Annotated in this window: 26 protein-coding genes and 1 pseudogene; 8 read left to right on the forward strand and 19 right to left on the reverse strand. The window is 73.0% G+C overall.

The window, feature by feature from the left end:
- A partial coding sequence (locus tag C892_RS32720) for a helix-turn-helix domain-containing protein (protein WP_338040834.1) occupies positions 1-161 on the reverse strand: 161 nt, incomplete at its 3' end.
- Between the two features lie 27 nt (positions 162-188).
- On the opposite strand from C892_RS32720, the gene tnpA reads away from it, so the two are divergent.
- A complete protein-coding gene (gene tnpA, locus C892_RS0103555) occupies positions 189-653 on the forward strand; it encodes an IS200/IS605 family transposase (protein WP_083934323.1) in 465 nt (154 codons plus the stop codon).
- Between the two features lie 64 nt (positions 654-717).
- Here the strand turns inward: tnpA and C892_RS0103560 are convergent, their stop codons facing one another.
- Positions 718-963: a hypothetical protein gene (locus C892_RS0103560; protein ID WP_017556096.1), complete on the reverse strand. Its 246-nt coding sequence runs from the start codon at positions 961-963 to the stop codon at positions 718-720.
- Between the two features lie 66 nt (positions 964-1,029).
- Between C892_RS0103560 and C892_RS32840 the strand changes: the two genes are divergently transcribed.
- Both C892_RS32840 and C892_RS32770 read left to right on the forward strand, forming a co-directional pair.
- Positions 1,030-1,260 (forward strand): type II toxin-antitoxin system HicB family antitoxin, encoded by a 231-nt coding sequence (locus tag C892_RS32840; protein ID WP_449406513.1) that lies wholly within the window; start codon positions 1,030-1,032, stop codon positions 1,258-1,260.
- Positions 1,261-1,322: 62 nt separating this feature from the next.
- Positions 1,323-1,469: pseudogene (locus C892_RS32770) on the forward strand (type II toxin-antitoxin system HicA family toxin); the annotation flags it as partial.
- Positions 1,470-1,479: 10 nt separating this feature from the next.
- On the opposite strand, the gene C892_RS0103570 reads toward C892_RS32770, so the two are convergent.
- Positions 1,480-2,085: a response regulator transcription factor gene (locus C892_RS0103570; protein ID WP_017556098.1), complete on the reverse strand. Its 606-nt coding sequence runs from the start codon at positions 2,083-2,085 to the stop codon at positions 1,480-1,482.
- A complete protein-coding gene (locus C892_RS0103575; RefSeq protein WP_239647251.1) occupies positions 2,082-3,365 on the reverse strand; it encodes a sensor histidine kinase in 1,284 nt (427 codons plus the stop codon). Before C892_RS0103575 ends, C892_RS0103570 begins: the two co-directional genes overlap by 4 nt.
- A gap of 330 nt (positions 3,366-3,695) precedes the next feature.
- Between C892_RS0103575 and C892_RS0103580 the strand changes: the two genes are divergently transcribed.
- Together C892_RS0103580 and C892_RS0103585 are read left to right on the forward strand one after the other, a co-directional pair.
- Positions 3,696-4,658, forward strand: coding sequence for an ABC transporter ATP-binding protein (locus C892_RS0103580; protein WP_017556100.1), 963 nt, complete (start codon positions 3,696-3,698; stop codon positions 4,656-4,658).
- Complete coding sequence (locus C892_RS0103585; RefSeq protein WP_017556101.1) at positions 4,655-5,422, forward strand: ABC transporter permease subunit; 768 nt, start codon at positions 4,655-4,657, stop codon at positions 5,420-5,422. The genes C892_RS0103580 and C892_RS0103585 overlap by 4 nt, the downstream gene beginning before the upstream one ends.
- A 191-nt stretch (positions 5,423-5,613) precedes the next feature.
- Here C892_RS0103585 and C892_RS0103590 read toward each other — a convergent pair whose 3' ends face one another.
- From C892_RS0103590 to C892_RS28515, 4 genes are all read right to left on the reverse strand, one after another.
- Positions 5,614-6,219: a response regulator transcription factor gene (locus C892_RS0103590; protein WP_017556102.1), complete on the reverse strand. Its 606-nt coding sequence runs from the start codon at positions 6,217-6,219 to the stop codon at positions 5,614-5,616.
- A gap of 4 nt (positions 6,220-6,223) precedes the next feature.
- Positions 6,224-7,477, reverse strand: coding sequence for a sensor histidine kinase (locus C892_RS0103595; RefSeq protein ID WP_040685260.1), 1,254 nt, complete (start codon positions 7,475-7,477; stop codon positions 6,224-6,226).
- A 28-nt stretch (positions 7,478-7,505) separates the two neighbouring features.
- The gene (locus C892_RS0103600; RefSeq protein ID WP_017556104.1) at positions 7,506-8,777 is read right to left on the reverse strand and encodes a sensor histidine kinase; all 1,272 of its coding nucleotides are present in this window, start codon (positions 8,775-8,777) and stop codon (positions 7,506-7,508) included.
- Positions 8,778-9,152: 375 nt separating this feature from the next.
- Positions 9,153-12,491 carry an AfsR/SARP family transcriptional regulator gene (locus tag C892_RS28515; protein WP_017556105.1) on the reverse strand — a complete coding sequence of 1,113 codons (3,339 nt, stop codon included), beginning with the start codon at positions 12,489-12,491 and terminating at the stop codon, positions 9,153-9,155.
- A 137-nt stretch (positions 12,492-12,628) separates the two neighbouring features.
- Here C892_RS28515 and C892_RS0103610 point away from each other — a divergent pair, with 137 nt between their 5' ends.
- Positions 12,629-13,510 carry an NAD(P)-dependent oxidoreductase gene (locus C892_RS0103610; protein WP_017556106.1) on the forward strand — a complete coding sequence of 294 codons (882 nt, stop codon included), beginning with the start codon at positions 12,629-12,631 and terminating at the stop codon, positions 13,508-13,510.
- Positions 13,511-13,542: 32 nt separating this feature from the next.
- Here C892_RS0103610 and C892_RS0103615 read toward each other — a convergent pair whose 3' ends face one another.
- The 9 genes from C892_RS0103615 to C892_RS28520 all read right to left on the reverse strand — a co-directional run bounded on the left by C892_RS0103615 (position 13,543) and on the right by C892_RS28520 (position 22,673).
- On the reverse strand, positions 13,543-14,031 hold the full coding sequence (locus tag C892_RS0103615) for a hypothetical protein (protein WP_017538738.1): 489 nt from the start codon (positions 14,029-14,031) through the stop codon (positions 13,543-13,545).
- Positions 14,032-14,121: 90 nt separating this feature from the next.
- Complete coding sequence (locus C892_RS0103620) at positions 14,122-15,522, reverse strand: NAD(P)/FAD-dependent oxidoreductase (RefSeq protein ID WP_017556108.1); 1,401 nt, start codon at positions 15,520-15,522, stop codon at positions 14,122-14,124.
- A 97-nt stretch (positions 15,523-15,619) separates the two neighbouring features.
- Entirely contained in the window at positions 15,620-16,453 is an 834-nt protein-coding gene (locus C892_RS0103625; protein ID WP_017556109.1) for an ABC transporter permease, read from the reverse strand.
- Entirely contained in the window at positions 16,450-17,328 is an 879-nt protein-coding gene (locus C892_RS0103630; RefSeq protein ID WP_017556110.1) for an ABC transporter permease, read from the reverse strand. Before C892_RS0103630 ends, C892_RS0103625 begins: the two co-directional genes overlap by 4 nt.
- A 10-nt stretch (positions 17,329-17,338) precedes the next feature.
- Positions 17,339-18,562 (reverse strand): ABC transporter substrate-binding protein, encoded by a 1,224-nt coding sequence (locus C892_RS0103635; RefSeq protein ID WP_017556111.1) that lies wholly within the window; start codon positions 18,560-18,562, stop codon positions 17,339-17,341.
- 51 nt (positions 18,563-18,613) lie between these two features.
- Complete coding sequence (locus C892_RS0103640; RefSeq protein ID WP_017556112.1) at positions 18,614-19,786, reverse strand: ABC transporter ATP-binding protein; 1,173 nt, start codon at positions 19,784-19,786, stop codon at positions 18,614-18,616.
- 11 nt (positions 19,787-19,797) lie between these two features.
- On the reverse strand, positions 19,798-21,249 hold the full coding sequence (locus C892_RS0103645; RefSeq protein WP_017556113.1) for a gamma-aminobutyraldehyde dehydrogenase: 1,452 nt from the start codon (positions 21,247-21,249) through the stop codon (positions 19,798-19,800).
- A gap of 220 nt (positions 21,250-21,469) precedes the next feature.
- Positions 21,470-21,739 carry a hypothetical protein gene (locus C892_RS0103650; protein ID WP_161631978.1) on the reverse strand — a complete coding sequence of 90 codons (270 nt, stop codon included), beginning with the start codon at positions 21,737-21,739 and terminating at the stop codon, positions 21,470-21,472.
- 454 nt (positions 21,740-22,193) lie between these two features.
- Positions 22,194-22,673 (reverse strand): helix-turn-helix domain-containing protein, encoded by a 480-nt coding sequence (locus tag C892_RS28520; RefSeq protein ID WP_017556115.1) that lies wholly within the window; start codon positions 22,671-22,673, stop codon positions 22,194-22,196.
- Between the two features lie 142 nt (positions 22,674-22,815).
- Between C892_RS28520 and C892_RS28525 the strand changes: the two genes are divergently transcribed.
- Positions 22,816-23,082, forward strand: coding sequence for a helix-turn-helix domain-containing protein (locus tag C892_RS28525; protein ID WP_017556116.1), 267 nt, complete (start codon positions 22,816-22,818; stop codon positions 23,080-23,082).
- Entirely contained in the window at positions 23,079-23,906 is an 828-nt protein-coding gene (locus C892_RS28530; protein WP_083934312.1) for a hypothetical protein, read from the forward strand. Before C892_RS28525 ends, C892_RS28530 begins: the two co-directional genes overlap by 4 nt.
- Before the next feature lie 174 nt (positions 23,907-24,080).
- On the opposite strand, the gene C892_RS31715 is transcribed toward C892_RS28530, so the two are convergent.
- Together C892_RS31715 and C892_RS0103675 are read right to left on the reverse strand one after the other, a co-directional pair.
- The gene (locus C892_RS31715) at positions 24,081-24,224 is read right to left on the reverse strand and encodes a hypothetical protein (RefSeq protein ID WP_017556118.1); all 144 of its coding nucleotides are present in this window, start codon (positions 24,222-24,224) and stop codon (positions 24,081-24,083) included.
- A gap of 277 nt (positions 24,225-24,501) precedes the next feature.
- Positions 24,502-25,275 carry a peptidoglycan recognition protein family protein gene (locus C892_RS0103675; protein ID WP_026124121.1) on the reverse strand — a complete coding sequence of 258 codons (774 nt, stop codon included), beginning with the start codon at positions 25,273-25,275 and terminating at the stop codon, positions 24,502-24,504.
- Positions 25,276-25,478 lie beyond the last annotated feature (203 nt).

Consider the following 25,478-nt stretch of genomic DNA (forward strand, 5'->3'; position numbering starts at 1 on the left):
TCATCCTTCCCAGGGTTGAGAGCCTCCATCACACCCGGAACGAAACAGTTCCACACGGCACGCGACGCATGCCCCTGGCCTTCCAGCGCCAAGAGCTGGTCAGAGTCGGGGTACAGACGTGCCTTGTGGCCGCGTTCGCGCTTCACGTGCCACCTCCTCATACCCAAGGCGCATCGTGCCTTTGGTTCATGTCACCACGATGGGAACAGAGTCCCGATGTACGCCGGGGCGCACACGTTGCCTACAACCTTCACGCTCACTTGGTTTTCGTCACGAAGTACCGGCGCGAGGTGTTCACGCCCGAGATGCTGACGCGCTGCGAGGAGATCATGCGCGACGTGTGCACCGACTTCGATGCGGAGCTGAAGCGGTTCAACGGCGAGCGCGACCACGTCCACCTCCTGGTGCACTACCCGCCGAAGATTGCCCTTTCGAGGCTGGTGAACAGCTTGAAGGGCGTTAGCTCTCGCTATCTTCGGCGGGAGTTCACCTACCAGGTGAACCGCAACATCATGCACGGGCGGTTCTGGTCGGGGTCGTACTTCGCGGGATCGTGCGGTGGTGCTCCGCTAGCCGTGGTCAAGCGCTACATCCAGCAGCAGCGACCCGGGCCGGTTCCGGGAGGGTGGTGGGGCGATTCACCTACCGGCTGAAGCCGGTAGTACTCTCGCGACTCATAGGTAGGGGGCGGCCGGAGGTCTCCCGCCCCTCTTCCGGTCAGGCGCCTGTGCCCTGCCGCCGGAGACCGGCCTCAGCCCATTCGCGCAGAAGCCGATCGACGCCGACCTGCCGCCGGTCGGCGAGCCGCCGGATCTCGTCGAGCAGGGGTTCGGGAAAGGCGACCGGGATGCTCACCGTGGGGATCACATCGGACGGCGTCCCAGGCTCGGACCGCAGGATCGAGGCGCTCTGGTCGCTCGTGTCGAACTCCTCGGCCAGACGCTCGATGTCGATGGGCTCCATGTTCACCCCTTGCCAGAGCCGAGTAGCTCCTATCCTGGAATTCGTCCACCTGATCGAGGAGGCTCCATGCCACCGCCAGGGACGTTGCGACTTACGGCGAGGATCTGGCCGGAGGAGGACGGCTTCGTCATCCAAGGTGTCGAGAACGGTGTGACGACCGAGGGCGACACCTACGAAGAGGCCCTGAAGAACATCCAAGAGGCCGTCGAACTCTACTACGAAGACGAGGACGTCGATTTCGACCTCATCCACCCCGAGGCCGCGGTCGTCCCGTTCGCCATCCGGCTGAGCGCATGAGCCCTCGCGCGAAGCGCCTGTCCAGCAAGGAGCTGATCAAGCTGCTGTAAAAGGCGGGGTTCGACCACGTGTCCACTCGAGGCGACCACTACAAGATGCGGCGTGCCGGGCGGACGGTCGTCGTGCCGCTCGGACGCGACCCGCTTCGTATCGGCACTCAGAAATCGATCCTCGCGGAAGCCGGGCTGGACGAGGACGACCTCCCCTGATCTGTCCGGCTCACAGCCAGCCCATCTCGTCGGCCCGATGCACCGCCTCGTGGCGGGTGGCCGCTCCGGTCTTCCCGATGGCGGAGGACAGGTGGTTGCGCACCGTCCCGCGGGCCAGGCCCAGTTCGGCGGCCATGTCCGCCACCGTGCGGCCGTCGGCCGCGGCCCGGAGCACGTCGGCCTCGCGCGGGGTCAGGGGGTTGTCGCCCGCCATCAGCGCCGTGGCGGCCAGGGCCGCGTCGATGCTCCTGCCGCCCGCGTGGACCGCGCGGACCGCGTCGGCCAGCTCGTCCACCGGGGCGTCCTTGCCCAGGAACCCCCGCACACCCGCGTCCAGGGCCCGGCGCAGGTGGCCCGGGCGGCCGAAGCCCGTCAGCACCAGCACCCCGCAGCCGGGGCTGCGCCCGGCCACCTGCGCGGCGGCCTCGATCCCGGTGACGCCCGGCATCTCGATGTCCACCACGGCGACGTCGGCCCCGTGCTCGGCGACCGCGCCCGCGACCTCGTCGCCGCGCCCCACCTGGGCGACGACCTGCAGGTCCTCCTCCATGCCGAGCAGCGCGGCGACCGCCCCGCGCACCAGGTGCTCGTCGTCGGCCAGAACGATCCTGATCACGCGAGGCCCCTCTCCGCCGTGCCCGTGGCCGGGGCCCCGTCCGCCCCGGTCCCGTCCGGGAACTCGGCGCGGACCAGGAAGCCGCCGGCGCCGTCGGGGCCGGCGGCCAGGGCGCCCCCGGCCTCGGCCACGCGTTCGCGCATCCCGGCCAGCCCGCTGCCGCCGCCGGGCGCGCCCGCCCCGCGCGGCACGCCGTCGTTGGCCGCCTCCACCACCAGCGCCCCGCCCTCGCGCCGCACCGCGACGCTGAACCGGCGGGCGTCGCTGTGCCGAAGGGCGTTGGTTCCCGCCTCCCGCACCACCCAGGCCGCCGGTCCGGTGAGCCGGGCGGGCACGTCCTCGGCGATGTCCACCGAGCAGTCGGCGCCCGCCGCCCGCAGTGCCTCGCACACCGACCGCGCCTCGGCCGCCAGGTCCGCCTCCCGGTAGCCGGCGACGGCGGACCGCACCTCGGCCAGCGCCTGCCGGGCCGCCGTCTGCACCGACGCCATCTCCTCCTTGGCGGCCCCCGGGTCGCGGTCGACCAGGCGGGACGCCAGCTGGCTCTTGACCGCGATCCCCGACAGGCTGTGCCCGAGGATGTCGTGCATGTCCCGGGCGATCCGCAGGCGCTCCTCGCTGGCCGCAAGCCGCGCGCGCATCTCCCGGCCCTCGACCGCCTGCTCGAACAGGTCCCACAGCGTCATCAGCCCGGAGTTCAGGCCGTAGAAAAACACGGCCCCCAGGAGGGCCGCCCACACGAGCCCCACCGCCTGGGCGGCCATGACGCCCCACTCGCCGTCGGTGGTGAACGGGGCGGCGGCGACGGGGACCAGGACGAGGGGCGCGGCCATGAACGCGGCGTGCACGCGCCGCCGCGGCAGCGACAGGGCGACCGCCGACCACCAGATGCCCAGGAGCATTCCGGTGAAGAACTGCGGGTCCCGCACGTGGTACGGGGCGGCCAGCAGGAAGACGCCCGACAGCAGGGCATAGGCCGTGTAGTAGGTGCGCCCGTCGGAACCCCGCCCGCGGCGCCCGAACCTGATCGCGCCCAGGAGCAGCACGTACACACCGAGGACCGCGCTCAGGGCTGCGGCGGCGATGTAGCGCCACAGCTCGGGGAAGCCCTTGTCGAAGCCGTCGTAGGCGTTGTGGACGCCGAACAGCAGCACCACGGGCAGTCCGGGGACCACGGCCCCGTAGATCCCGAGCAGGATCCCCCTCGCCCGGCGCAAGGCCTTGTCGTCCAGCGCCGCCATCGGTCCTCCCTCGTCCTCGCAGCGTCGTCCCGTCGACACGGCCCCACTCTCCCGCCCGGCGGTCCGTCGCAGGTAGTCGCCGGTGTCACCGGGCGGTCGTGACAATTGGCACGGGAGGTGCCGCACGGGGCCCCGCGCTCCGGAAGGCGCCCAGTCCCCTGCGTCACCGGCCCGGTCTGAGACGCGTCACCGCCCCGCCCGTGACAGATGTCCCGGGTTCCGCCGACCGCCCGCGCCTGACCTGCACCGCCGTTCCGGCTCCCTCCGCCGGGCGCCGGAGCCGGGCCGGGGCCCTCCGCTGGACCCGGCCGTAGGGTCCTGCCGTTCGACGGACGCGGCCTGCGAGGGCCGCGAGGAGAGGAGGCCGCGGTGGCGGTGGGAGCACGGGCCCCGGAGCGGGAGCCGGACCGGGGAGCGGACACGCGCCCGGAGGAGGAGGTGGTCACCGTGCGGGGGCTCGCCAAGTCCTACGGGGGCCGCCGCGTGGTGGACGGGGTGTCGTTCACGGTGGCGCGGGGCCGGGTGACCGGGTTCCTCGGCCCCAACGGCGCCGGTAAGAGCACCACCCTGCGCATGGTCTTCGGGCTGGTCCGCCCGGACGCGGGCGGCGCCGGGGTGTTCGGGCGCCCCTACCGGGAGCTGCGCGCCCCGGCGCGGCGGGTCGGCGCCGCCCTGGAGGAGGGGGCGTTCGTCCCCGGCCGGACCGGCCGCGACCACCTGCGGTGCAGCGCCGGGCCGGCGGGGTGCGCCCCGGAGCGGGTGGAGGAGGTGCTGGAGCTGGTGGGGCTCGCCGAGGCGGCGCGGCGCCGCGTCGGCGGCTACTCCACGGGGATGCGGCAGCGGCTGGCGCTGGCGACGGCCCTGCTGGGAGAGCCGGAGCTGCTGGTGCTCGACGAGCCCGCGAACGGCCTGGACCCGGCGGGGATGCTGTGGCTGCGCCGCTTCCTGCGGGAGTTCGCCGCGCAGGGCGGGGCGGTGCTGCTCTCCAGCCACCTGCTCGGGGAGATGGAGCAGACCGTGGACGACGTGGTGCTGCTGGACGGCGGGCGCCTCGTGCACGAGGGGCCGCTGGAGGGGCTGCTGCACGAGGGGCAGTGCGTGCTGACCGCGCGCCCCGGCGACCACGGGCGGGTGCGCGCGGCGGTCGAGGCGGCCGGCCACCGGGCGCGGGTGCTGCCCGACGAGCGGGTGTGGGTCGGCGCCCCCGAGCGCGAGGCGGTGGCCGCCCTGGAGGGGGCGGAGGCCGCGGCGGAGGGGGTCCGGTCCGACCGGTGCACCCTGGAGTCCGCCTTTCTGATGCTCACCGGCGACGCGGACGGAGGCTCGGCATGACCGCCCTGATCGGATCGGAGATCCGGAAGCTGACGACCACCCGCTCGACGTGGTGGCTGATGGCCGTGCTCGTGGCGCTGTGCGCGGGTCTGGCGGCGGCGCTGCTGTTCGCGGGCTACGGCCTGGACTACCCGGGCATGGCGCCGGGGGCGGCGGAGAGCGCGCAGATGCTCTACCGGCAGCCGGCGGCGACCGTGTACGTCATCCCGATGGTGGTGGGGACGCTGCTGGTGACGCGGGAGTACCACACGCGCACCATCGTGCAGACGCTCCTGGCCGAGCCGCGCCGGGGCGCGGTGTACGCGGCCAAGGTGCTGGGCGGCGCCGCGGTGTCGGCGGTGGGGGCGGCGGCCGCCATGGCGGTCACGGTCGCGGTGGGCGCGGCGGTGTTCGCGGCCAACGGGGACGGCCCGTTCCTGACCGACGGGGACGTGGTGGCCACGCTGGCCGGGTCGTTCGGGGCGCTGGCCCTGTGGGGCCTGATCGGCGTGAGCCTGGGCGCGCTGCTGCGGAACCAGGCGTTGGCCGTGACCTTGGCGCTGGTGTTCACGCTGCTGGTGGAGCCGATCGCGGGGATCGTGCTGAACACCGCCGACCTGCCCGAGGCATCGGCCTACCTGCCGGGAGGGGCGGGCAACCTGATGGCCGGAGGGAGCTCCTACGGAGAGGAGGGGTCGGCCCTGGTCGGGTTCGCCGTCCTGGCCGCCTACACGGCGGCGGCCCTGGCGGCGGGGGCGGCCCGCTTCGTCCGCTACGAGCCGTGAGGCACGGCCCTACCGGGCGTCTGGGCGCGGACGGCGTGGCGAGGCAGAGGCTGTGAAGGCCCCTCGCAGCGCAAGGCAGAGTCCCGGCCACGTCGGGAAGGTGGCGGCCCCTGTCCGGTCGGCGCCGCCGCTCCCAAGGCCGAGCCGAACAGGAACGTCGGGCGGTGCAGCGGAGCGGGGCGCTGAGGACGCTAGAGCCAGCCCATCTCCTGGGCCTTGCGGATGGCCCCGAGGCGGTTGTTGGCGCCCGTCTTGGTGATGGCCGACGAGAGGTAGTTGCGCACCGTCCCCTCGGTCAGGTGGATGCTCGCGGCGATCTCGGCGACCTGCAGACCGCCCGCCGCTGCGTTCAGCACCTCGGCCTCCCGGGGCGTCAGCGGGTTGTCCCCGCTGGTCATCGCGGCGGCGGCGAGCTCGGTGTCGATGTAGCGGCCCCCGGCGTGCACCTTGCGGATCGCCCCGGCCAGCTCGTCGACGGGAGCGTCCTTGGCCACGAACCCGCGGGCGCCCGCGTCCAGGGCCCGGCGCAGGTAGCCCGGGCGGCCGAAGCTGGTCAGCACCAGCACACCGCAGCGGGGCGCGGACCGAGCCAGCCGCCCTGCGACCTCCAGCCCGGTCGCCCCGGGCATCTCGATGTCGAGCACCGCGATGTCGGCGGCGTGCTCGGCGACGGCGGCCTCCACCTCGTCGCCGCGGCCCACCTGGGCGACGATCTCCAGATCCTCCTCCAGGCCGAGCAGCGCGGCGATGGCCCCGCGCACCAGGTGCTCGTCGTCGGCCAGAACGATGCGGATCACGTGTTCACTCCCTGTCCCCGTCCCCGTCCTCGGCCGCGGCTGGGCCCGCCGCGTCCGCACCCTCTGCACCGCCTGCACAGTCCGTGCCGTCCGCAGGGTCCGGGAGGACGGCGCGAAGCAGAAAGTCCCCGTCCCCGGCGCGTGCCGCGGTCAGGGTACCGCCCGCCGCCGCGACGCGTTCGGTCAGACCGGTGATCCCGTTGCCCGGTGCCGGGGCGGCCGATCCCTCTCCCCAAGGCGTTCCCGGTACGCCGTCGTTGCGCACCTCCACGACCGACCGCCCGTCCTCGCGCCGCAGAACGACCGTGCACCGCTCGGCCTCACTGTGCCGGACCACGTTCGTCGCCCCTTCCCGCACCACCCACGCGGCGAGCGGGCGCAGCGCCTCGGGCACGTCCTGCGGCGCCCCCTCCACCGTGCACCGGGTCCCCGAGGAGGACAGGACGCCCCGGGCGGCGTCCAGCTCCTGGGCCAGGTCCAGCTCGCGGTACCCGGACACGGCGCCACGCATCTCGCGCAGCGCCTCCCGGGACGCCGCCTGCACCTCGCGCATACGGTCGGCCGCCTGCTCGGGCGCGCGCTCGGCCAGTCGCGCCGCCAGCTCACTGCTGACGGCGATGCCGGTCAGGCGGTGCCCCAGCAGGTCGTGCATGTCCCGGGCGAAGCGCAGCCGCTCCTCGCTCACCGCCAGCCGCGCCCGCGCCCGGGTCCCCGCGGCCGCCGCACCCGCCAGATCCCAGAGGAACAGCAGGGCGACGTGGCCGCTGAGCAGGAGCAGCGCCATGGCGACCCCGAGGACGGCCAGCGCCGCCACCAGGCCCCAGTCGGGCTCGTCGAAGAACAGGGCCCGCACCCAGGGCGCGGCCAGCAGCACCGCAGTGGGGGCGGCCATGCGCGCGGCGGGGTTGGCCACCCCCGCCGCCGCCCACCATGCCCCGGCGACCATGGCCGTGCCGACCCACATGTCGAGGGCGGCCAGTTCTGCGGCCAGGAGAAGCGCCGTGGTCCAGAACAGGGCCTTCACCGGCCCCTCACCGCTCACCCGCCGCCACACCATGAGGATCGACAGGGCGGCCAGCGGCACGCACAGCACCACCGCCGCGATCCGCCGCCACAGGGCGATGTCGTCCCCGACCGCGATCGCCGTACGGAAGGTGAATACCGCGATGGTCAAGGCGACGAACGCGAGCGTGCCGAAGACGATCCACCGCGCCGTCCTCCAGCGGGGGTCGTCCACCACGTCTCTCCGGGCGCCCACGGCGCCACCCCTTCCCGTTCGCCCGCCGTCAGCCGCGGACCGGCGCGGCCTGCCCCGACGGGGCCTCCGTCTCGGCCACCGGCAGGACGGCCCTCAGCAGGAACCCGTCCCCGCCGCTCGGCCCGGCCTCCAGGGTGCCGCCGACCGCCGCGACGCGTTCGGTCAGGCCGGTGATCCCGTTGCCCTGCGGGGTCCCGGCCGGGCCTGCCCCTTCGACCGCCCGGGGCGCGCCGTCGTTGCGCACCTCTACGACCACCTGTGCCCCTTCGCGCCGCAGCACGACGGTGCACCGCTCGGCCTCACTGTGCCGGACCACGTTCGTCGCCCCTTCCCGCACCACCCACGCGGCGGGTCCGCGCACGTTGTCCGGGACCGCCTCCGGGCCGCCCCGCACCGTCACCGCGATCCCGGAGGCCGCCAGCACTCCGCGGACGGTGTCCAGCTCCTGGGCCAGGTCCAGTTCGCGGTACCCGGACACGGCTCCGCGCATCTCGCGCAGCGCGGTTCGCGCCGCCGACTGCACCTCGCGCATCTGCCCGGCGGCGGCGGACGGGTCGCCCCTGTCGGTCAGCCGGGCCGCCAGCTCGCTCTTGACCGTCATGCCGGACAGGCTGTGGCCCAGTAGGTCGTGCATGTCCCGGGCGAAGCGCAGCCGCTCCTCGCTCACCGCCAGCCGCGCCTGCGCCTCCCGGCCGGCGAAGGCGTCGCGGGCCAGCTCGTACAGCCAGACGGAGGCGAGGTTGCCGCTCATCGCGAGCGGCGCGTAGACGACCGCGAGTCCCCACACCAGGGCGACCTCCCCCCAGGCCACCCCGCCGGCGGAGTACTCGTACCAGGCCGCCAGCGCCCACGGCGCCACGAGGAGCACCGCCGTGGTCGACCACAGCGCCTTTCGCCGCGCGCACAGGTAGGCCGCCGCCCACCAGGCGCCCATCAGCATCAGGGTCCAGAACCAGAGCCCGAGGGCCCACATCACGAAGAGGAGCAGCGCGAAGGAGGACCAGTAGAGCCAGGGGGAGGGAAGGGCCCCGGAGAAGACCCTCACCACCAGCTTCCAGAGGGTGAGCCCGGCCAGGGCCACCGACCCTGCGATGCCCGCGACGTCCTGCCACCGGATGTCGGTGTCCGCGAGGAAGGCGGGGACGGTGAGGGCGATCGCCGCGTACAGCAGGATCTGGATCGAGGTGAAGCACAGCATGGAGAAGGCCACCCATTGGGCGGTCCGCACACGCCGGTCGAGCCGTGGGGAGGCCGTTTCCGCCCCGCGGCCGTCGCGGCGGGCCTCACGGGTTCCGAGCATGGTCCGATGTTCCATCCCCAGGGGCGGAAAGGAGAAATCGGGGCATGGCTCCTGCGACGGCCGTTCCCCGTCGGTGAGGGGCCGCCGGTCTCCTGGGACGGCTTGTCAGGGGTACGTCTCCTCGGGGGCTTCGGAGCGGGCCCACGCAGTTCGCCTCGTTCAGGACACCGCCGGGAACTCCGCGGCGGGACCGGGCCGTCCTCCCGGCCCCGCCGATTCCGGGCCGGCGTGTTCCGGCAGTCGGCCCGGCAGGACCCGCCGCACGTCGCCGTGTACGGCAGAACACCCATGGTCGCCGTCGACGCCTCGAAATGACTAGAGACCGATGTCACCCGCCCCGGCTGACTCTCACGATCGGAACGATGGTGACGGATGTCAGACGGCACCGTCCGAGGCGTGGAGGCTTCCTTTTGCTGAGGTTCCCGCTACCCCTGTGGCGCTCCCCGCCGTCCCGCGGTCGGCCCCGCGGGAACGCCCCCGGGCCAGCGCTCGGGCGAAGCCGGTGTCACCGAGGGCGGACCGGATGCGTTCTTCGGCCCGCCGTACGTCGAAGCGCTCCGGTTCGGGAAGCGGGACGCCCGTCCACAGCCTGTGGGCTTCGGCCTCGCCCAGCAGGGCGCCCGCCTCCTGGTACTCCCCGGACAGCGAGAGCGCCCCCGCCAGCCCCTCCAGTGCAAGGGCGACCGCGCGCGGGTCCCGGGTCTCCTGGGCCCGCTCCAGTCCCTGCCGCTGATGGGCCAGCGCCGCCTGCGCGTCCCCGCGCTGCTCGGCCGCGTACCCCAGCTGGGCCTCGATGAACGCCAGCCCGATCGCCCCCTGGGCCTCACGATTGCGCGCGATGGACGCCTGGGCCCTGCGCTCCGCCTCCTCAAGCAGCCCGTCCCTGCGGGCCACCAGCGCGAGGCCGGCGTCGGCGAACTCCCGTCCGCCCTCGTCGCCGCACTCCAGGGCGAGGGCGTGCGCACGCTCAAGCGACCGCCGCGCCCCGACCAGGTCCCCACGCAGCATCGCGATCCTGCCCAGCCCTGACAGGCGTGCCACGACCGCGCCCCACAGCCCCAGGCGCTCGGCGGCCTCCAGGTCCTCATGGTGGCGGTGCTCGGCCTCCCCGTACACGCCCTGCATCTCGGCCGCCTGCGCCAGAAGGTCGGACGCCTGGAGCACGCCCCAGCCGTCCCCCTCAGCCTGGAACAGGCGTTCGCTCTGTTCGGCGGAGCGGCGGTGGCGCTCCAGGTCTCCCCGGATCTGGGCGCACCAGGCGTCGACCACCAGGGCGGCCGCAGTCCCCCACCGGTCGCCCGCCGAACGGAAGGACGCCAGGAGCGCCTCCGCGCGCCGGTCCCCCTCCTCCAGGTCACCCATCCCCCACTCGGCATAGACCAGGAACCACAGCGCCCTCCGAAGGCGGAGGGCGTCCTCCCCGTCGGCCGCCTCAACCGCGCCCTCCAAGCGCACCCGGAGGGCCGCGGGGTCACGGCCGCCGGACACGCCGCTCAGGAGGTCGAGGCCGGCGTGCATTGCCTCCGCGTACAGCAGCTCGGGTTCCGGGGCGGGCACCGGTTCAAGGGCCCAGGCCAAGAGCGCCCGTGCCTCACACAACCGGCCGCGCAGCACCCCGTACCAGGCCGTCGCCGCAGCCGTGCGCAGCGCCGTGTCGGCGTCGCCCGCCCCCGCCGCCGCACCGACCGCCGCGCGGATGTTCGCCGCCTCGGCGTCCATGAGCCCCAGCCACCGGCCCTGCTCAGGACCGCGGACCTCCGCGTCCGCACGCTCGGCGAAGCGCATGAAGCAGGCCGCGTGCCGGACGCGGTAGAGGTCGTCCTCGCCCGCTTCCACCAGCCGTTCGCGAGCGTAGGCCGCCACCGTCTCCAGGAGCCGGTAGCGCGTCCTCCCCTCCTCCTGGTCGGCGGTGACCAGCGAGCGGTCCACCAGCGCCGGGAGGAGCACCGCCTCATCCCCGCACACCTCCTCGGCGGCGGCCAACGTCCAACCTCCCCGGAACACCGACAGGCGGCGCAGCAGCGCGCGCTCTCCGGCGTCGAGCATGTCCCAGCTCCAGTCGATGACCGCGCGCAGGGTCCGCTGGCGCCCGGGGACGCCCCGCCGCCCGCCCGACAGCACGCGGAAGCGGTCGTCCAAGCGCTCGGCCAGCTCGTGAACGCTCATCGCCCGAACGCGGGTGGCGGCCAGCTCCAGCGCCAGCGGGATCCCGTCCAGGCGGCGGCAGACCGCGGCCACGGCCTCGGCGTTTCCATCGGTCAGCTCCCAGTCGGGCACGGCGGCGGCCGCCCGCTCGGCGAACAGGCGCACCGCCCCCGTCCTGCCCATCGCCCCGGCGTCCGGCGCGGCCCCGGCGGCGGGCAGCCCGAGCGGGGCGACCGGGCGCACCCGCTCCCCGGGGACGCCCAGGGGCTCCCGGCCGGTCGCCAGCAGGTGCACGCCCGGCGCCTCCTCCAGCAGCCGCGCGGCCAGCGCCGCGGCCCCGTCGGCGACGTGTTCGCAGTTGTCCAGCAGCACCAGGACGCGCTCGCCGGCGAGGGCGGCGGCGACGCGGTCGGCGGGGGCCTCGCCGGAGGCGGCCGCCTCATCGCGCAGCCCCAGCGCAGCGGCGGCCGCCACGGCCGGGTCGCCGCCGCGCTCCAGCGGCGCCAGGTCCACCATGACGGCCCCGCCGGGAAAGCGGCTGCCGCGCACCTGCGACGCCGCCTCGACCGCCAGCCGCGTCTTGCCCACGCCGCCCGGGCCGGTCAGCGTGGTCAGCCGCCCGGACTCGGTCATGGCCCGGACGCGGGCCGCCTCCCCGTCCCGCCCGATGAGCGGGCCGACCGGCACGGGCAGCCGTCCGCGCAGCCGCGGCCCCGGCGAGGAGGGGACGGCGCCCCCCGACTCCCCCTTCTCGGGTCTTCCCGGTCTCCCCAACGCCGGATCGTGGCGCAGGACCGCCCCGTGCAGGTGGGCGAGGTCCGGCCCGGGGTCGGCCCCCAGTTCCTCCGCCAGCGCCGACCGCAGCTCCTCGTACGAGGCCAGCGCCTCGCTCTGGCGCCCGGACCGGTACAGCGCCCTCATGTGCACCGCGCGCAGGCGTTCGCGGAACGGGTGCGCGTCCAACAGCGACCGCAACTCCCCGACCAGCGCGGCGTCCTCCCCCAGGGCCAGCCGCGCCTCGGCCCGGTCTTCGACGGCGGTCAGCCTGCGCTCCTCCAGGCGGGCGGCGACGGCGCGCGCGAACGGCTCGTCGGCGAACTCCGCCAGGGCCTGCCCCCGCCACAGCCCCAGCGCATCGTCGAGGACCCGTACCGCCGATCGCAGCGCGGAGCGGGGGTCCGCTCCGTCGGCCCCCCTCAGCAGCTTCGCCGCACGGTCCGCCTCCCTCTCGAAGACATCGGCGTCGACCTCCCCTCCGCCCCGGAGAAGGTATCCCGGGGCCTGGAAGACCACCTCGGGCCCCCGATCGGGCCCCTGGTCCCCGCCCATGTCCGCGCGCGCGGCCTTCAGCGCCTTGCGCAGCTGCGACACCCGGGCCTGGAGCACCCCGGAGGGGTCGGAGGGCGGGGAGTCGCCCCACACGTCGTCGACGAGGGTGTCGACCGGCACGAGCCCGCCCCTCCTGATCAGCAGGGAGGCCAGGAGCGCCCGCACCTTCGCGCCGGGCAGCAGGACGCGCCCGCCGTCGTCGTCCCACAGCGTGACCGGACCGAGCACCCCGAAGCGCATGGCGCAAAGGTATCGGCCGACCGGCGGACCGGTAGCGCCACCGGTAGCGCCTTGACGGCGGATACGTAGCGCCCGCCGCGAACGTGGACCCATCGCAACGGACCGGGCCGACCCCCGGAGCAGCAGAGGAGACCACGATGACGAACACGCAGGCGAAGAAGTCCCCCGTCACCCTCATCGGCCTGGGCCCCATGGGACAGGCCATGGCCGGGGCCCTCCTGGAAGCGGGGTACGAGCTGACGGTCTGGAACCGCACCAGGGCCAAGGCCGAGGCGCTCGCCGAGCGCGGGGCGGCCGTCGCCGACTCCCCCGCCGAAGCGCTGCGGGCGGGCGGCCCGGTCCTGCTCAGCCTCACCGAGCACGCCGTCATGTACCGCGTGCTGGAGGGGGCGGAGTCCGACCTCAAGGGCCGGACGATTCTCAACCTGGGATCGGACACCCCGGCGGCGTCCCGGGCGGCCGCCGCATGGGCCGAGGGGCACGGGGCCCGTTACGTCACCGGCGGGGTCATGTCCCCCGCCCCGGGCATCGGCTCCTCGTCCGTGTTCAGCTTCTACAGCGGCGACCGTGCCGCCTTCGAGGAGAACAAGGCGCTCCTGGAGGTCCTGACCGCCACCGACTTCCGGGGCGAGGACCCCGGGCTGGCCCAGGTCTACTACCAGATCCTGCTCGACCTGTTCTGGACCACGATGACCGGCTACCTGCACGCCCTGGCCGTCGCCCGCGCCGAAGGCGTCCCGGTGGAGACCATCACGCCGTACCTGATCGAGGGCAACGACATGGCGATGTTCTTCGAGGGGACCTCCGCGGCGGTCGCCGAGGGCCGCTTCCCCGGTGACGAGGACCGGATCTCGATGGACGCCGCCAGCATGGAGCACGTCGTGCAGACCTCCCGCGACGCCGGGGTGGACACTGCGCTGCCCGAGGCCGTCCTGTCCCTGTTCCGCCGGGGCTTGGACGCGGGGTTCGCCGAGAGCTCCTTCGCCCGCCTCGTCACCCTCATGGACGCCGAGGGGTGAGGGGACGACCGGCCGCGGTCACCCGTGTACGGTCACCACCCCGTCGGGATGCGCCCCGTGCCCTTGCACTGGGGGCACGGGGCGCCGTCCGGCGCGCGGCCGCTCCCGCCGCAGTCCACGCACATGCCCTCCTTGGCGGCCCAGGTGTCCATCGCCGAATGGAACCGCTCCAGCGTCACCAGGGCCTCGTCCAGGAGCGCCTCCGGGATGCCGGGGGTGTGCGCGAGCTTGTAGGCCTGTTCGCCGATCACGCAGATCCCCCCGACGTCGCAGGTGACGTCGACATCGCCGGTGGGCCGGGCGCGCGCCGCGGCGACCGCGCGGCGGGCCGAGGCGTGGAACGGGTCCCCGCCCTGGGCCCGGATCGCATCGCTCCCCGTCAGCCACGAGGCGAAGCCCCGCGGCAGGGTCAGCGTCACGCTGCAGCCGCCCCCGTCGCCCCGCCCCGCCCCCTCGGCGACGGCGGCCCCCTCCGTTCGGGTCGTCCTGCGTGTGCGCCCGGTCCGATACTCCGAAGCCATCACCGTCCTCGCCCCTCCCCCGAGCAAGTACCGGTGTGAATCGAAGCACACCCGCCCGCGACCTGCCAAGAGTGCGGGCCGCCGCCCCGATCAGCTGTTGAAGCCCATTCCGAAGCGGTCGAGGGTGCGCAGCCACAGGTTCCGTCGGCCGCGGTCGCGGTCGGCCGCCGCGGTCGCGCGCAGGGTCAGCCCGATCCCCGCATATCGGGCGGGTTCGGGCGGGAAGGGGATCGGCTTGCCGCGGACCATCGACAGCCGGGTCCGCTCGGTGTCGGCTCCCTCCAGCCGGTCCAGCAGCACCTGGGCGCCGAAGCGGGTGGCGCCCGCCCCCAGCCCGGTGTAGCCGGCGGTGTAGGCCAGCCGCCCCTGGTAGGCGGTGCCGAAGAAGGCGCAGAACCGGCTGCAGGTGTCGATCACCCCGCCCCAGGAGTGCCCGAACCGCACCCCCTCCAGCTGCGGGAAGGTGGTGAAGAAGTTCTCGGCCAGGCGGCGGAAGGTCTGCGGCCGCTGGTCGTGCTCGGGGCGGATGCGGCCGCCGTAGCGGTAGACCACGTCGTGGCCGCCCCACAGGATCCGGTCGTCGGCGGTGAGCCGGTAGTAGTGGAACAGGTTGGCCGCGTCCCCGATCCCCTGCCGCCCCTTCCAGCCGATGGAGGCCTTCTGCTCGGCGGTGAGCGGCTCGGTCGCCAGGGCGTAGTCGTAGACCGGGGCCACGAAGTGCCGCAGACGGCGCAGCGGCCCGGGGAAGGGCCCGGTGGCCCAGGCGGTGCGGCGGGCGGTGACGGCGCCCCCGTCGCCGGCCAGGCGCAGCCCGCCGCGGGAGGGGCGCACGGAGCGCACCGGGGAGTTCTCGTGGATGCGCACGCCCAAGCGCAGGCAGGCCGCGCGCAGGCCCCGGGCCAGCTTGGCCGGGTGCACCATGGCGCAGGCCGACCGGTCGATCGTGCCTCCGACGTAGGTGGGCGAGTCGACCTCGGCCCGCACCTGGGAGGCGGTGAGCACCTCGGGCGCCAGGCCCAGCCCCTCCAGCGCCGCGGCCTCCTCCTCCAGCTCCTCCAGCTGCCAGTACTCGGTGGCCACCGCCATCTCGCCGGTGCGCTCGAATTCGCAGTCGATGCCGTACCGCCGCACCGCCTCCTCGATGCCGTCGAGGTTCTCCCGGCCCATCCGCTCCAGCGCGGCGATCTCCCCGGGCCAGCGCTCGGCGCCGTTGCCGAAGCCGTGGGTGAGGCTGGAGGAGCAGAAGCCGCCGTTGCGCCCGGAGGCCGCCCACCCGCAGGTGCGCGCCTCGATGAGCACCACGTCCCGGCCGGGGTCGCGCTCCTTGGCCAGCAGGGCGGTCCACAGCCCGGCGTAGCCGCCGCCGACCACGGCCAGGTCGGCGGCGGACTCGCCGCCGACCGGCGGGGCGGCCTCGGGCGCCTCGTGCCCCGGCACAGAGGGGTCGAGCCAGAAGGTCTGCGGGCGCGCCCCGGACAGGGACTCCTCCACCTGGGACGCCGTTGGTCGCGACGACGCGGTCACATTCTCACTCCTGTCGGTTCCGTCGTCCGGTCGATGGGTCGATCGGTCGATGGGTCGGGCGGGGTCAGCTCCGGCGCCGGGCCATCACCGCGTTCACCACCGCGAGCAGCACGCCGACCGCGAAGATCAGCGTGCCCATCACGTTCACCTGCGGCGGGGTGCCCACCCGCGTGGTGCCCCAGATCCACAGCGGGAAGGTGGTGGTGTTGCCGCTGACGAAGGTGGTGATGATGTAGTCGTCGATGGACAGCACGAAGGCGATCAGCCCGCCCGCCATCAGCGCCGGGGCCAGCATCGGCAGGGTGACCAGGCGGAACGTGGTCCAGGCCGAGGCGCCCAGGTCGCGGGCGGCCTCCTCCAGGGACGGGTCCAGCGCCAGCACCCGGGCCCGCACGGTGATCGCCACGAAGGACACCGAGAACATCACGTGGCTGATCACGATCGTCCAGAACCCGGTGGCGATGTTCATGGTCAGGAACATCGAAAGCAGCCCGGCGCCCATGACCACCTCGGGCGCCGAGATCGCCGAGAACATCACCAGGTCGGTCGCGCCCTGCCCGCGGAAGGTGTACCGGCCCAGGGCCAGGCCGAGCAGCCCGCCCAGCACCCCGGCGGCCGCCATCGTCAGCACCGCGATCAGCAGCGAGTTCACCAGCGCCTGGGTGAGGTCGGGGTAGGCGAAGGCGTCCCGGTACCAGTGCAGGGTGAAGCCCTGCCAGGCCACGTTGTGGCGGCCCTTGATGTCGTTGAAGCTGAACACGATCATGAAGGCGATCGGGGACAGCAGCCAGACGATGACCGCCCAGGTGAGGTACTTGCCCCAGTCGATCCGCCGCCGTGCCCGGCGGGCCGGGGCCGTCGGTGCGCTCATCGCGCTCATCGCGCTCGTCGCGGTCATCGCGCACTCGCCTCCATCACGCGGTCGGTCCCCAGCGCCCGTGCGTAGCCGAAGATGCCCAGCAGCAGCACCGCCATCAGCACGAAGGTGATCGAGGCCGCCATCGGGTAGGCGTTGTTCACCAGGTACTGGTTCTCGATGACCTTGCCGACCATGGTGTTGTGCGCGCCGCCGAGCACCGTGGCGTTGACGTAGTCGGCCGAGGTCGGGATGAAGGTCATGATCACCCCGGCGAACACGCCCGGCAGCGACATCGGCAGCACCACACGGGTGAAGGCGCGCACCGGTCCGGCGTACAGGTCGCGGGCGGCCTCCACCACACGGTGGTCCATGCGCTCCAGCACCGCGTAGATCGGCAGCACCATGAACGGCAGGAAGTTGTAGGCCAGCCCGAACACCACCGCCGGCGCGCTGTTGAGCACGTAGGCGTCCTCCGGCAGCAGGCCGATGCCCTTGAGCGTGCCCAGGATGATGCCCTGGTCGGCCAGGAGCGCCTTCCAGGAGATCGTCCGCAGCACGAAGGACACGAACATCGGCAGCAGGAGCAGCAGGAGGTAGGCGTTCTTGTAGGCGCCGCCCCGGAAGGCGATCCAGTAGGCGCACGGGTAGCCGATCAGGATGCACAGCACGGTCGCGCAGGCGCCGTACACCAGCGAGCGGGCGATCTGCTCCCAGTAGGCGCCCACCGCCGCCGCGTAGTTGCCGAACTCCCAGGTGAGCGAGTAGCCGTCGTAGAGGTTCCCGCTCATCAGGGACATCGACAGGACCGTGGCGATCGGCACCACGAAGAACACCGCCAGCCACAGCCAGGCGGGGGCGACCAGGAGGTAGGGGGCGGCCCGGGCGGTGAGCCGCGGTCTGCGTTCGTCGGTCATGAGCGCCGTCCTAGGACTGGGTCACCGACAGGAACAGCGGGGAGAACGTCTCCTCCTGTTCCACCGACAGCGGGACGTAGTTGTGCAGCTGGGAGTAGTCGTCCTCGGTGGGGAAGACCAGCGGGCTGCCGACCAGGTCCTCCAGGAAGGCCTTGTCGTCGCCTGAGGCCTCCGCGGCCTTCTCCTTGAGGATGTTCTGCACCTCGGGCACCGGCGGGATGTAGTTGATGTACTCGCACAGCCCAGCGGCCACGTCGGGCTCGTAGAGGAAGTCCATGAGCATGAGGGCGTCGACCGGGTTGGCGGCCGTGGCGGGGATCATCATCAGGTCGCTCCAGAGCGTGCCGCCCTCCTCGGGGACGATGAACTCCAGCCCGGCGCCCTCCTCGGCGTTCTGCTGGAACACGTCGCCCGACCAGGCCATGGACAGCCACACGTCGCCGTTGGTGAGCGGCTGGATGTAGTCCTGCTGGTAGTAGCGGCGCACGATGCCCTTGTCGCGCTGCTCCTTGAGCCTGTCGGCGGCCTTCTCCCAGTCATCCTCGGTGGAGTCGGCCGGCGCCGTACCGTTGAGCAGCAGCCCGAAGTTGGCGATCTCCTGGGGGTCGGCCATCATCCCGACCTTGCCCTCGAACTCGGGCCGCCACAGGTCGGCGATGCCGGTGATCTCGCGGTCCACGTACTCGGGGTTGTAGGCGATGCCGGTGATCCCGGAGGTGTAGGGGACGGTGAACCGGTTGCCGGGGTCGTAGCCGGGGTCCTGGTACGTGGACCCGGCGTAGTCGGCGAAGTTGGGCAGCTTGTCGTGGTCCAGGGGCGCCAGGTAGCCGAGTTCGACGAGCTTGGCCAGCTCGATGCCGGTGGACAGCACCATGAGGTCGTAGCCGATCGACTCGCCCTTGGCCAGCTTGGGCTGGATCTTGCCGAAGAACGAGTGGTTCTCCTGCACCGCCTCGTCGTAGTCGACCGTGATGCCGGTGGCCTCGGTGAACTCCTTGAGCTGGGTGCGGTCGGCGTCCATGTACAGCGGCCAGTTGGCGAAGCCCAGTTCGCCGTTGCTCTCCTTGCCCGCCCAGAAGTCCTCGGACTCGGGGGCCGACCCCCCTTGCCCGCCGACGCCGCAGCCGGACAGCGCCGCCCCTGCGGCGGCCGCCCCGGCCGCCGCCAGCAGGCCCCGGCGGCTCATGCGTGCACGCGTCACCCCTCGCAGGAGGGCGCGGTCGATTCCGCTCATGGCAGGACTCTCTTCCGTGTCGGGGGATGGTGCTTCCCGGCGGCCCCGTGCTCAGGCGGGCAGCACATAGGAGTGCTCCGGGCTCCACTCCAGCCAGACCCGGTCCCCGCGGGCAGGCCCGTCGTCGGTCCCGGCCGAGTTCTGGGTGTAGACGGTCAGCTCGGTGCCGCCCTGGGCACCGGTGTCGACGGCCACCGTGTAGTGCGTGGCCGAGCCGAGGTAGACCACCTCGGAGACGGTCCCCGGGACCCGGGAGCGGGTGCCGGCGCCGTCCGGCCGGGCGGTGTGCAGGGCGATCTTCTCCGGGCGGACGGTGATCTCCACCGTCGCGCCCACCGCGGCCCCGGTGGCGGCGCGCACCGTGCCCTCCTCCCCTGCGGGGAAGGCGGCCAGACCGCCCGAGGCGTCGGAGACCGTCCCCGAAAGCAGGTTGGAGGTGCCGATGAAGCCGGCCACGAACCGCGAGGCCGGGCGCTCGTAGATCTCCCGGGGCGGGCCGAGCTGTTCGACGGCGCCCTTGTTCATCACGGCGATGCGGTCCGACATGGTCAGCGCCTCGCCCTGATCGTGCGTGACGTAGACGAAGGTGATGCCCACGTCCCGTTGGATGCGCTTGAGCTCGATCTGCATGGCCTGGCGGAGCTTGAGGTCCAAGGCGCCCAGCGGTTCGTCGAGCAGCAGCGCGCTGGGGCGGTTGACCAGTGCCCGCGCCAGGGCGACGCGCTGCTGTTGGCCGCCGGACATCCGCCCGGGCTTGGTCCTCCCGCGCCCGGAGAGCTCCACCAGTTCCAGCATCTCGCCGACCCGGCGGCGGACCTCGTCCCGGGGGACGCCCTTGCGGCGCAGGCCGAAGGCGATGTTGTCGAAGACGGTCATGTGCGGGAAGAGCGCGTAGCTCTGGAAGACCATGTTCACGTCGCGGCGGTCGGGCGCCACACGGGTGACATCGGCGCCCTTGAGGCGGACGGTGCCCTCGGTGGGGTCCTCGAACCCGGCGACCATGCGCATCGTGGTGGTCTTGCCGCACCCGGAGGGGCCGAGCAGGGAGAAGAACTCGCCCTGCGCGATCTCCAGGTCCGTCCGGGCGACGGCGGCGACCTCCTCGCGCCCGGTGCGGAAGGTCTTGGCGACGCCCTCCAAGGCGATCGCGGGGACGTCGGCCGACGGGGGCGCCTCTTCGGCGGCGCCGACGGAGGCGGGGGCGGACTCGGTCATGCTGTCCATCGTGCACTCCCCTAGTCCCGGCCGATGTAGCTCATGACGTGCTTCACCCGGGTGTACTCCTCAAGGCTGTAGAGCGAGAGGTCCTTGCCGTACCCGGAGTGCTTGAAGCCGCCGTGCGGCATCTCGGCGATGAGCGGGATGTGGGTGTTGATCCACACGCACCCGAAGTCCAGACGGCGGGAGACACGCAGCGCGCGGGCGTGGTCGCGGGTCCACACGCTGGAGGCCAGTCCGTAGCGGACCGAGTCGGCCCATTCGACGGCGGTGTCCTCGTCGTCGAAGCGCTGGACGGTGACGACCGGGCCGAAGATCTCGTCGGTGACCATCTCATCGCCCTGGCGCAGGCCGGCGACGACGGTGGGCTCGAAGAAGTAGCCGGTGTCGCCGGAGCGCCTGCCGCCCGCGAGCACCTCGGCGTGCCCGGGGACCCGGTCGAAGAAGCCGGAGACGCGGGCGAGCTGGTCGGCGTTGTTCAGCGGCCCGAAGTCGGCTCCGGTGTCCTGCGGGCCGCCGGTGCGGGTGGCGCGCGCCTGCTCGGCGAGGGCGGCGGCGAGGTCGTCGTGGATCCCCGGCGCGGCGAGCACCCGGGTGGCGGCGGTGCAGTCCTGGCCGGCGTTGAAGTACCCGGCCCCGGCGATGCCCTCGGCGGCCTTGGCCACGTCGGCGTCGTCGAAGACGATCACCGGGGCCTTGCCGCCCAGCTCCAGGTGGAGCCGCTTGAGGTCGGTGGAGGCGCTCCGGGCGACCTCGAACCCGGCCCGGGTGGAGCCGGTGAGCGAGATGAGCCGGGGCAGCGGGTTCTCCACCAGGGCCCGTCCGGTGTCGCGGTCGCCGCAGACCACGTTGAACACGCCGTCGGGCAGGAACTCCGCGGCGATCTCGGCCAGCAGCAGGGTGGAGGTGGGGGTGGTGTCGGAGGGCTTGAGCACGACGGTGTCGCCGGCCGCCAGGGCGGGGCCGATCTTCCAGGCGGCCATCGCCATCGGGTAGTTCCAGGGGGTGATCTGCCCGACCACCCCGATCGGCTCGCGGCGGACCCAGGAGGTGTGGTCGGCCATGTACTCGGCGGCGGCCTTGCCCTCCAGGGTGCGGGCGGCGCCGGCGAAGAACCGCAGGGCGTCGGTGACCTGCCAGAGCTCCTCGTCCCGGGTGGTCCGCACGGGCTTGCCGCAGTCGGCGACCTCGGCGGCGACCAGGTCCTCGGCGCGCTCCTCCACGGCGTCGGCGAACCGGTTGAGGGCGATCTGGCGCTCGGCGGGGGTGGTGTCCCGCCATCCCCCCTCGAAGGCGTCCCGGGCGGCCCGGTAGGCCGCGTCCACGTCGGCCGCCGAGGAGACGGGGGCCTGCGCGATGACCTGCCCGGTCGCGGGGTCGACGACGTCACTGGTGCGCCCGTCGGCGGTGTCGGCGTACCCCCCGTTGACGAAGTTCCGCAGCTGCCGCGGCCTGGACTGCTCGGTCATGCGTGGCACTCCTGACGAAGGTGATGCAGGGCACATTCACTGTCCTGCGTACCTTGACAGAGCACACTGATCCGCTACAAGGGATTCCGTTGTAAAAATCCAGTTTCGCCATCGATCCCTAAGGGGGCGACGGCGTCCACCACTGTTTCCTTCCCCCTCCCTCCATCCTCGACCACAGAGGAGGCTCCGGCCCACTACCGCGCCGCACGCACCCCCGACGTCACGCCGCCCGTCCGGCCGCTCCGCCCCGGGGGCGGCCGCGCAACCAGCGCTCCACCACCACGAGCTCCTCGGACGCGAGCAGGACCCGGCCGTCACCGAGGACGGCCTCGGGAGCGGCATCGGCGTGCACCAGGACGACCACACCCTCAGACCCGCGCACGACCGTCAGCGGGGCCGTCGCGTCCCTGTCGGCACGCACCCGCACCCCGCCGGGACCCTCCGGACCCCCGTCGCCGTCCACCGATTCGCGCACGCCACCTGCCTCCACTGCCGATCCCTATCTTTCGGTCGCTTCGCACCACCGCTCCGGGGGCGCCCGATTCAAAGATGATCATCGAAATCCCCCGCCGCGCAAGGATTCTCGCGCTTTTCGAACATAATTTCGATGACCGTCATCCATGTCGCCGCACCGGGGACACCGATAGCCAGGAGTGATGCATAATCTGCAGCGCGTGGCCACATCAGGTCACCCGCTTGCGTAAACCCTCCTGGAGGGTCTTGAGCCGTACCGAGGGAACACCGAGAGCGCCCCCCTGGAGGACGGCGATGCGCGCGGCGGATCCCCTGGGGACGCGCCGGCCGGCCCCTTCCGGTCGAACGCCGGCGTGGCGGGAAGGGTACGCCGAAACGGCTCCGGGCGGGGTGGTGCAGAGCCGATCGGCTCTGCACCACCCCGCCCGGAGCCGGTGACCCGTACCGGCCGGAAGGCCGGCCGGTACGGGTCACTCCCCCATGACGATCTCGGCCATGTCGAGCAGGCGGTTGAGTTCGCGCTCGACCTGCTCACGCGAGCGTCCGTCCCGGACGACCTGGGAGACCGTGAGCGGGTTGCCGTCGACGACACGGGTGAGCCTGTAGACGGGATGGCCGTCCTGGATCGCCAGAACCAGCCCCCCTCCCTCGGCCGACTCCCCGGCCGGGGCATCGTCGTCGGCGGCCGCACCATCGCCCGGAACCGGCTGTCCGCCGTCGAGAACGGCGCTCACCGAACCCGCCCGCCACTCCAGGGCCTCTTCGAGCCTGCGCACCGTGAGCGCACGCGGACTGGTCCGGCCGCGCCTGATGTCCCTGAGCGCCTGGTCGGAAGCGCCCGCCCTGAGCGCGACGTCCCTCCAGCGCAGCCCCAGTTCGAGTCGGCGCCGATCCATGGCGGCGTCCAAGAGGCGGGCGGCGGCGTCATCGGGAGCGGGAGTGTTCACCATGGCCTCACTCTAGGCCAAAGTAGCGCCATTTGCTTCTTTCTTTGCCTGATTCTACTGCTCACGCCCCGTATGTCCGATTAGATTTTGCTCAACTTTGGGTTACTGGTTGCATCCAAGCCAAATTGTGGCTAACTTTGGCTGCATGTTCAGTCACACCGTCGACGGTCCGGCGCTGCGCTCGACGCGGGAGCGCCGCGGATTCAGCGTTCCCGCCCTGGCCCGGAAGGTCGGCGCCAGCAGCCAGCACCTCTACCGGATCGAGTGGGGCCGCCGCCAGCCGTCACCGGCCCTCTACCACGCCCTCCTGACCGCCCTCGACCTCCCGGAAGGCGCACTGCTGCGCGCCGACGCCCCTCCCTCGCGAGCGGCTCTGGCGAGCGCGCCCCGGTCGCAGGGGAGCGCACGATGAGTGATCGCTCCTCCGCCTGCCTCGTCCCCGACTGTGCGCGGTCCTCGCCCGACGGCGCCCCCGTGTGCCCCGCCTGCGCGCACCGGCTGTCCGGAGCACTCGTGTCGGTCCCCGCGCTGGCCGGCGAACTCGACACCTCCCTGGCCCGGCAGACCCGTTCCGGCCCCGGCAGCATGGGCCGCCGCTCGGCCTCCACCCCGCTCCCGTACGACCAGGCCGCCTCGCGGGCCGCCGACCACCTGCGCGCCACCCTGTCGACCTGGGTCCGCCTGCTGCACGAGGACATCGGCGGGCGTCCGCCGCGCGACACGCTCACCGACATGGCCGCCTGGCTGGACCGCCGTTCCGACTGGCTCCGGATGCTGCCCTACGGGCCCGAATGCGCACAGGACGTACCGGCCGCGGTCCAGGCGGCCGAGGAGGCGGTCGACCTCCCCCGGCCGACGGCGTTCGCGGGGCGGTGCCGCGGCTGCGGCACGGCCTGTTACACCCGGCCCGGAGTCGAGAGCACCGCGTGCTCGGGGTGCGGGGCCCTGATCCGGCCGCCCGAGGAGCGCGAACGGCTCCTTCGGGACGCCGCCGACCGCCTGGTCACCGCGGCGGAGGCGGCCCGCGCGCTGCGCGCGGTCGGCAGGGAGATCACGCCCGCGATGGTCCGCGGCTACGCCCGGCGCGGCCACGTACGCGCCTCGGGGACGGGCAGCGCCGACCGGCCCCTCTACCGGCTGGGCGACGTCTTCGCGGTCGCCGAGGGCCGGGCGGCCGGCGGAAGGGACGCCTCCGCCGCGCACGACACGTCCTCCAGGATCGACGGGGCCGCCTGACCGGGTCGGCACGGAGGGCCGCTCTCAAGCCCCGACAGACCTCGGAGACCACGAGCCCGGGGAGCGAAGGAGCAGAGAGGACGAAAAAGAGGAGGCGGGGCCCGGCCTGAACCGGGCCCCGCCTATCTCCCTGCGAGGACGACCACCGTAGTCGGTGTACGCGCCTTGCGTCGCCTACCTGCGCGGAGGCGGGCTGACGCCGAAGGCCCCTTCGTCGTCGTAAGAGAATTCCTCCCCCTCCTGGTAGTCGTTCTCTTCTCCGACCAGGAGGTCATCGTCCTCCTCGATCACGTCCCAGCTTTCGGGGTCACCGAGCACTGGTCTCCTACTTCCTGTCGTGGGGGAACGGGAAGCGCTCATAGACGTGGTGGACTCATCACGGGCATGCGGAGCGGGCGCCGTACCTGCGGTCTCCACGCGTGCCGTCAGGACACAAGCGACCGCTCTATAGTAAGAGCCCCATAAAACGACAAAGACTCCTATCGGTCACTTGTTGTAACAGTGCAGCGCACGCGGCTGTCATCAACACCTTCCGCCGCCCCCGGGGCGCGCGGGGACAATGTCGCCGGAAGGCGGCCTCACCCGGACGAGCGGTTCAGGTGACCGGCTCCGTCCAGGCCGCCGACCACGTCCGGGGGCCGATGAGCCCGTCGACGGACAGCCCCTTCTCCGCCTGGAAGGCCCGCGCGACACCGGCGGTCCGCGAGCCGTACAGCCCGTCCGCCGCGATGCTCCAGCCGCGCTCCGCCATCCGCCGCTGCCAGCGCCTCAGGCCCGAGCGGTGCGAGAAGTACCCCGATACCGAGGACACCGGCCCGCTGCGGGGGCCGAAGTACCATCCGCGCGGAAGCGGGAAGGCGGGCGCCGCCTGGGCGCCCCCTCCGCCGTCGCCGGCCTCCGCTCCTTCGGCGGCGTCCATGCCCGCCCTGATCCACGCATAGAGCTGGTCTCCAGGACAGGAGGTGGAGTTGATGTCGCGGTGCCCCTTGCGCGCCAGCACACGGCCCGCCCGGCGGTTGGCCTCCTCGTACAGTGCCCGGATCGCAGCCTCGGCCTTCGGCGTGGCGTCGCCGTCGCGACCGATGAAGCACACCCCGATGCCCTGCGTGTTGCGTGGTGCGGCGTGCGCCCCGACCACCATCCACCCCCGTCCCTCGTAGACGGTGCCGTCTCGGTCGACGAGGAAGTTGTAGCCGATGTCGGCCCATCCGTTGCCGTCCATGTGGAAGTCCTGGATCGAACGGACGGACTGGGTCGGCGGGCCGGCCGAGTAGTGGACGGTGAATTCGGTGCGCCGCGACCAGTCCGTCGTGGCTCGAGAGCGCGGGGAGCGAGCTCCCCATTGCGATCGCCCGATGATATGGACCATGAATAACTCCCGTATTCAAAAAACGCTTGCAAAAGAAAAGGAACTGGAGAAACAGAAAAAGGGCCCGCCCCTAAGGGCGGGCCCGATGGTCGTCGACCCGTCTACGCTGAACGGCCGACCTGACACGGCGCTCCGGGGAGGGCCCCGTCTCAGGGGCCCCGCCGACGATCACCGGCCGTACGCGCCGTACACGGCTTCCGCGG

This window comes from Nocardiopsis baichengensis YIM 90130, from assembly GCF_000341205.1.
Lineage (GTDB): Bacteria > Actinomycetota > Actinomycetes > Streptosporangiales > Streptosporangiaceae > Nocardiopsis_A > Nocardiopsis_A halophila.

Coding starts and splice junctions, on each gene's coding strand:
- tnpA (WP_083934323.1), top strand. CDS start 189: ATGTCACCACGATGGGAACAGAGTCCCGATGTACGCCGGGGCGCACAC.
- C892_RS0103560 (WP_017556096.1), bottom strand. CDS start 963: ATGGAGCCCATCGACATCGAGCGTCTGGCCGAGGAGTTCGACACGAGC.
- C892_RS32840 (WP_449406513.1), top strand. CDS start 1,030: ATGCCACCGCCAGGGACGTTGCGACTTACGGCGAGGATCTGGCCGGAG.
- C892_RS0103585 (WP_017556101.1), top strand. CDS start 4,655: ATGACCGCCCTGATCGGATCGGAGATCCGGAAGCTGACGACCACCCGC.
- C892_RS0103600 (WP_017556104.1), bottom strand. CDS start 8,777: ATGCTCGGAACCCGTGAGGCCCGCCGCGACGGCCGCGGGGCGGAAACG.
- C892_RS28515 (WP_017556105.1), bottom strand. CDS start 12,491: ATGCGCTTCGGGGTGCTCGGTCCGGTCACGCTGTGGGACGACGACGGC.
- C892_RS0103610 (WP_017556106.1), top strand. CDS start 12,629: ATGACGAACACGCAGGCGAAGAAGTCCCCCGTCACCCTCATCGGCCTG.
- C892_RS0103615 (WP_017538738.1), bottom strand. CDS start 14,031: ATGGCTTCGGAGTATCGGACCGGGCGCACACGCAGGACGACCCGAACG.
- C892_RS0103625 (WP_017556109.1), bottom strand. CDS start 16,453: ATGACCGCGACGAGCGCGATGAGCGCGATGAGCGCACCGACGGCCCCG.
- C892_RS0103630 (WP_017556110.1), bottom strand. CDS start 17,328: ATGACCGACGAACGCAGACCGCGGCTCACCGCCCGGGCCGCCCCCTAC.
- C892_RS0103635 (WP_017556111.1), bottom strand. CDS start 18,562: ATGAGCGGAATCGACCGCGCCCTCCTGCGAGGGGTGACGCGTGCACGC.
- C892_RS0103640 (WP_017556112.1), bottom strand. CDS start 19,786: ATGGACAGCATGACCGAGTCCGCCCCCGCCTCCGTCGGCGCCGCCGAA.
- C892_RS0103645 (WP_017556113.1), bottom strand. CDS start 21,249: ATGACCGAGCAGTCCAGGCCGCGGCAGCTGCGGAACTTCGTCAACGGG.
- C892_RS28520 (WP_017556115.1), bottom strand. CDS start 22,673: ATGGTGAACACTCCCGCTCCCGATGACGCCGCCGCCCGCCTCTTGGAC.
- C892_RS28525 (WP_017556116.1), top strand. CDS start 22,816: ATGTTCAGTCACACCGTCGACGGTCCGGCGCTGCGCTCGACGCGGGAG.
- C892_RS28530 (WP_083934312.1), top strand. CDS start 23,079: ATGAGTGATCGCTCCTCCGCCTGCCTCGTCCCCGACTGTGCGCGGTCC.
- C892_RS0103675 (WP_026124121.1), bottom strand. CDS start 25,275: ATGGTCCATATCATCGGGCGATCGCAATGGGGAGCTCGCTCCCCGCGC.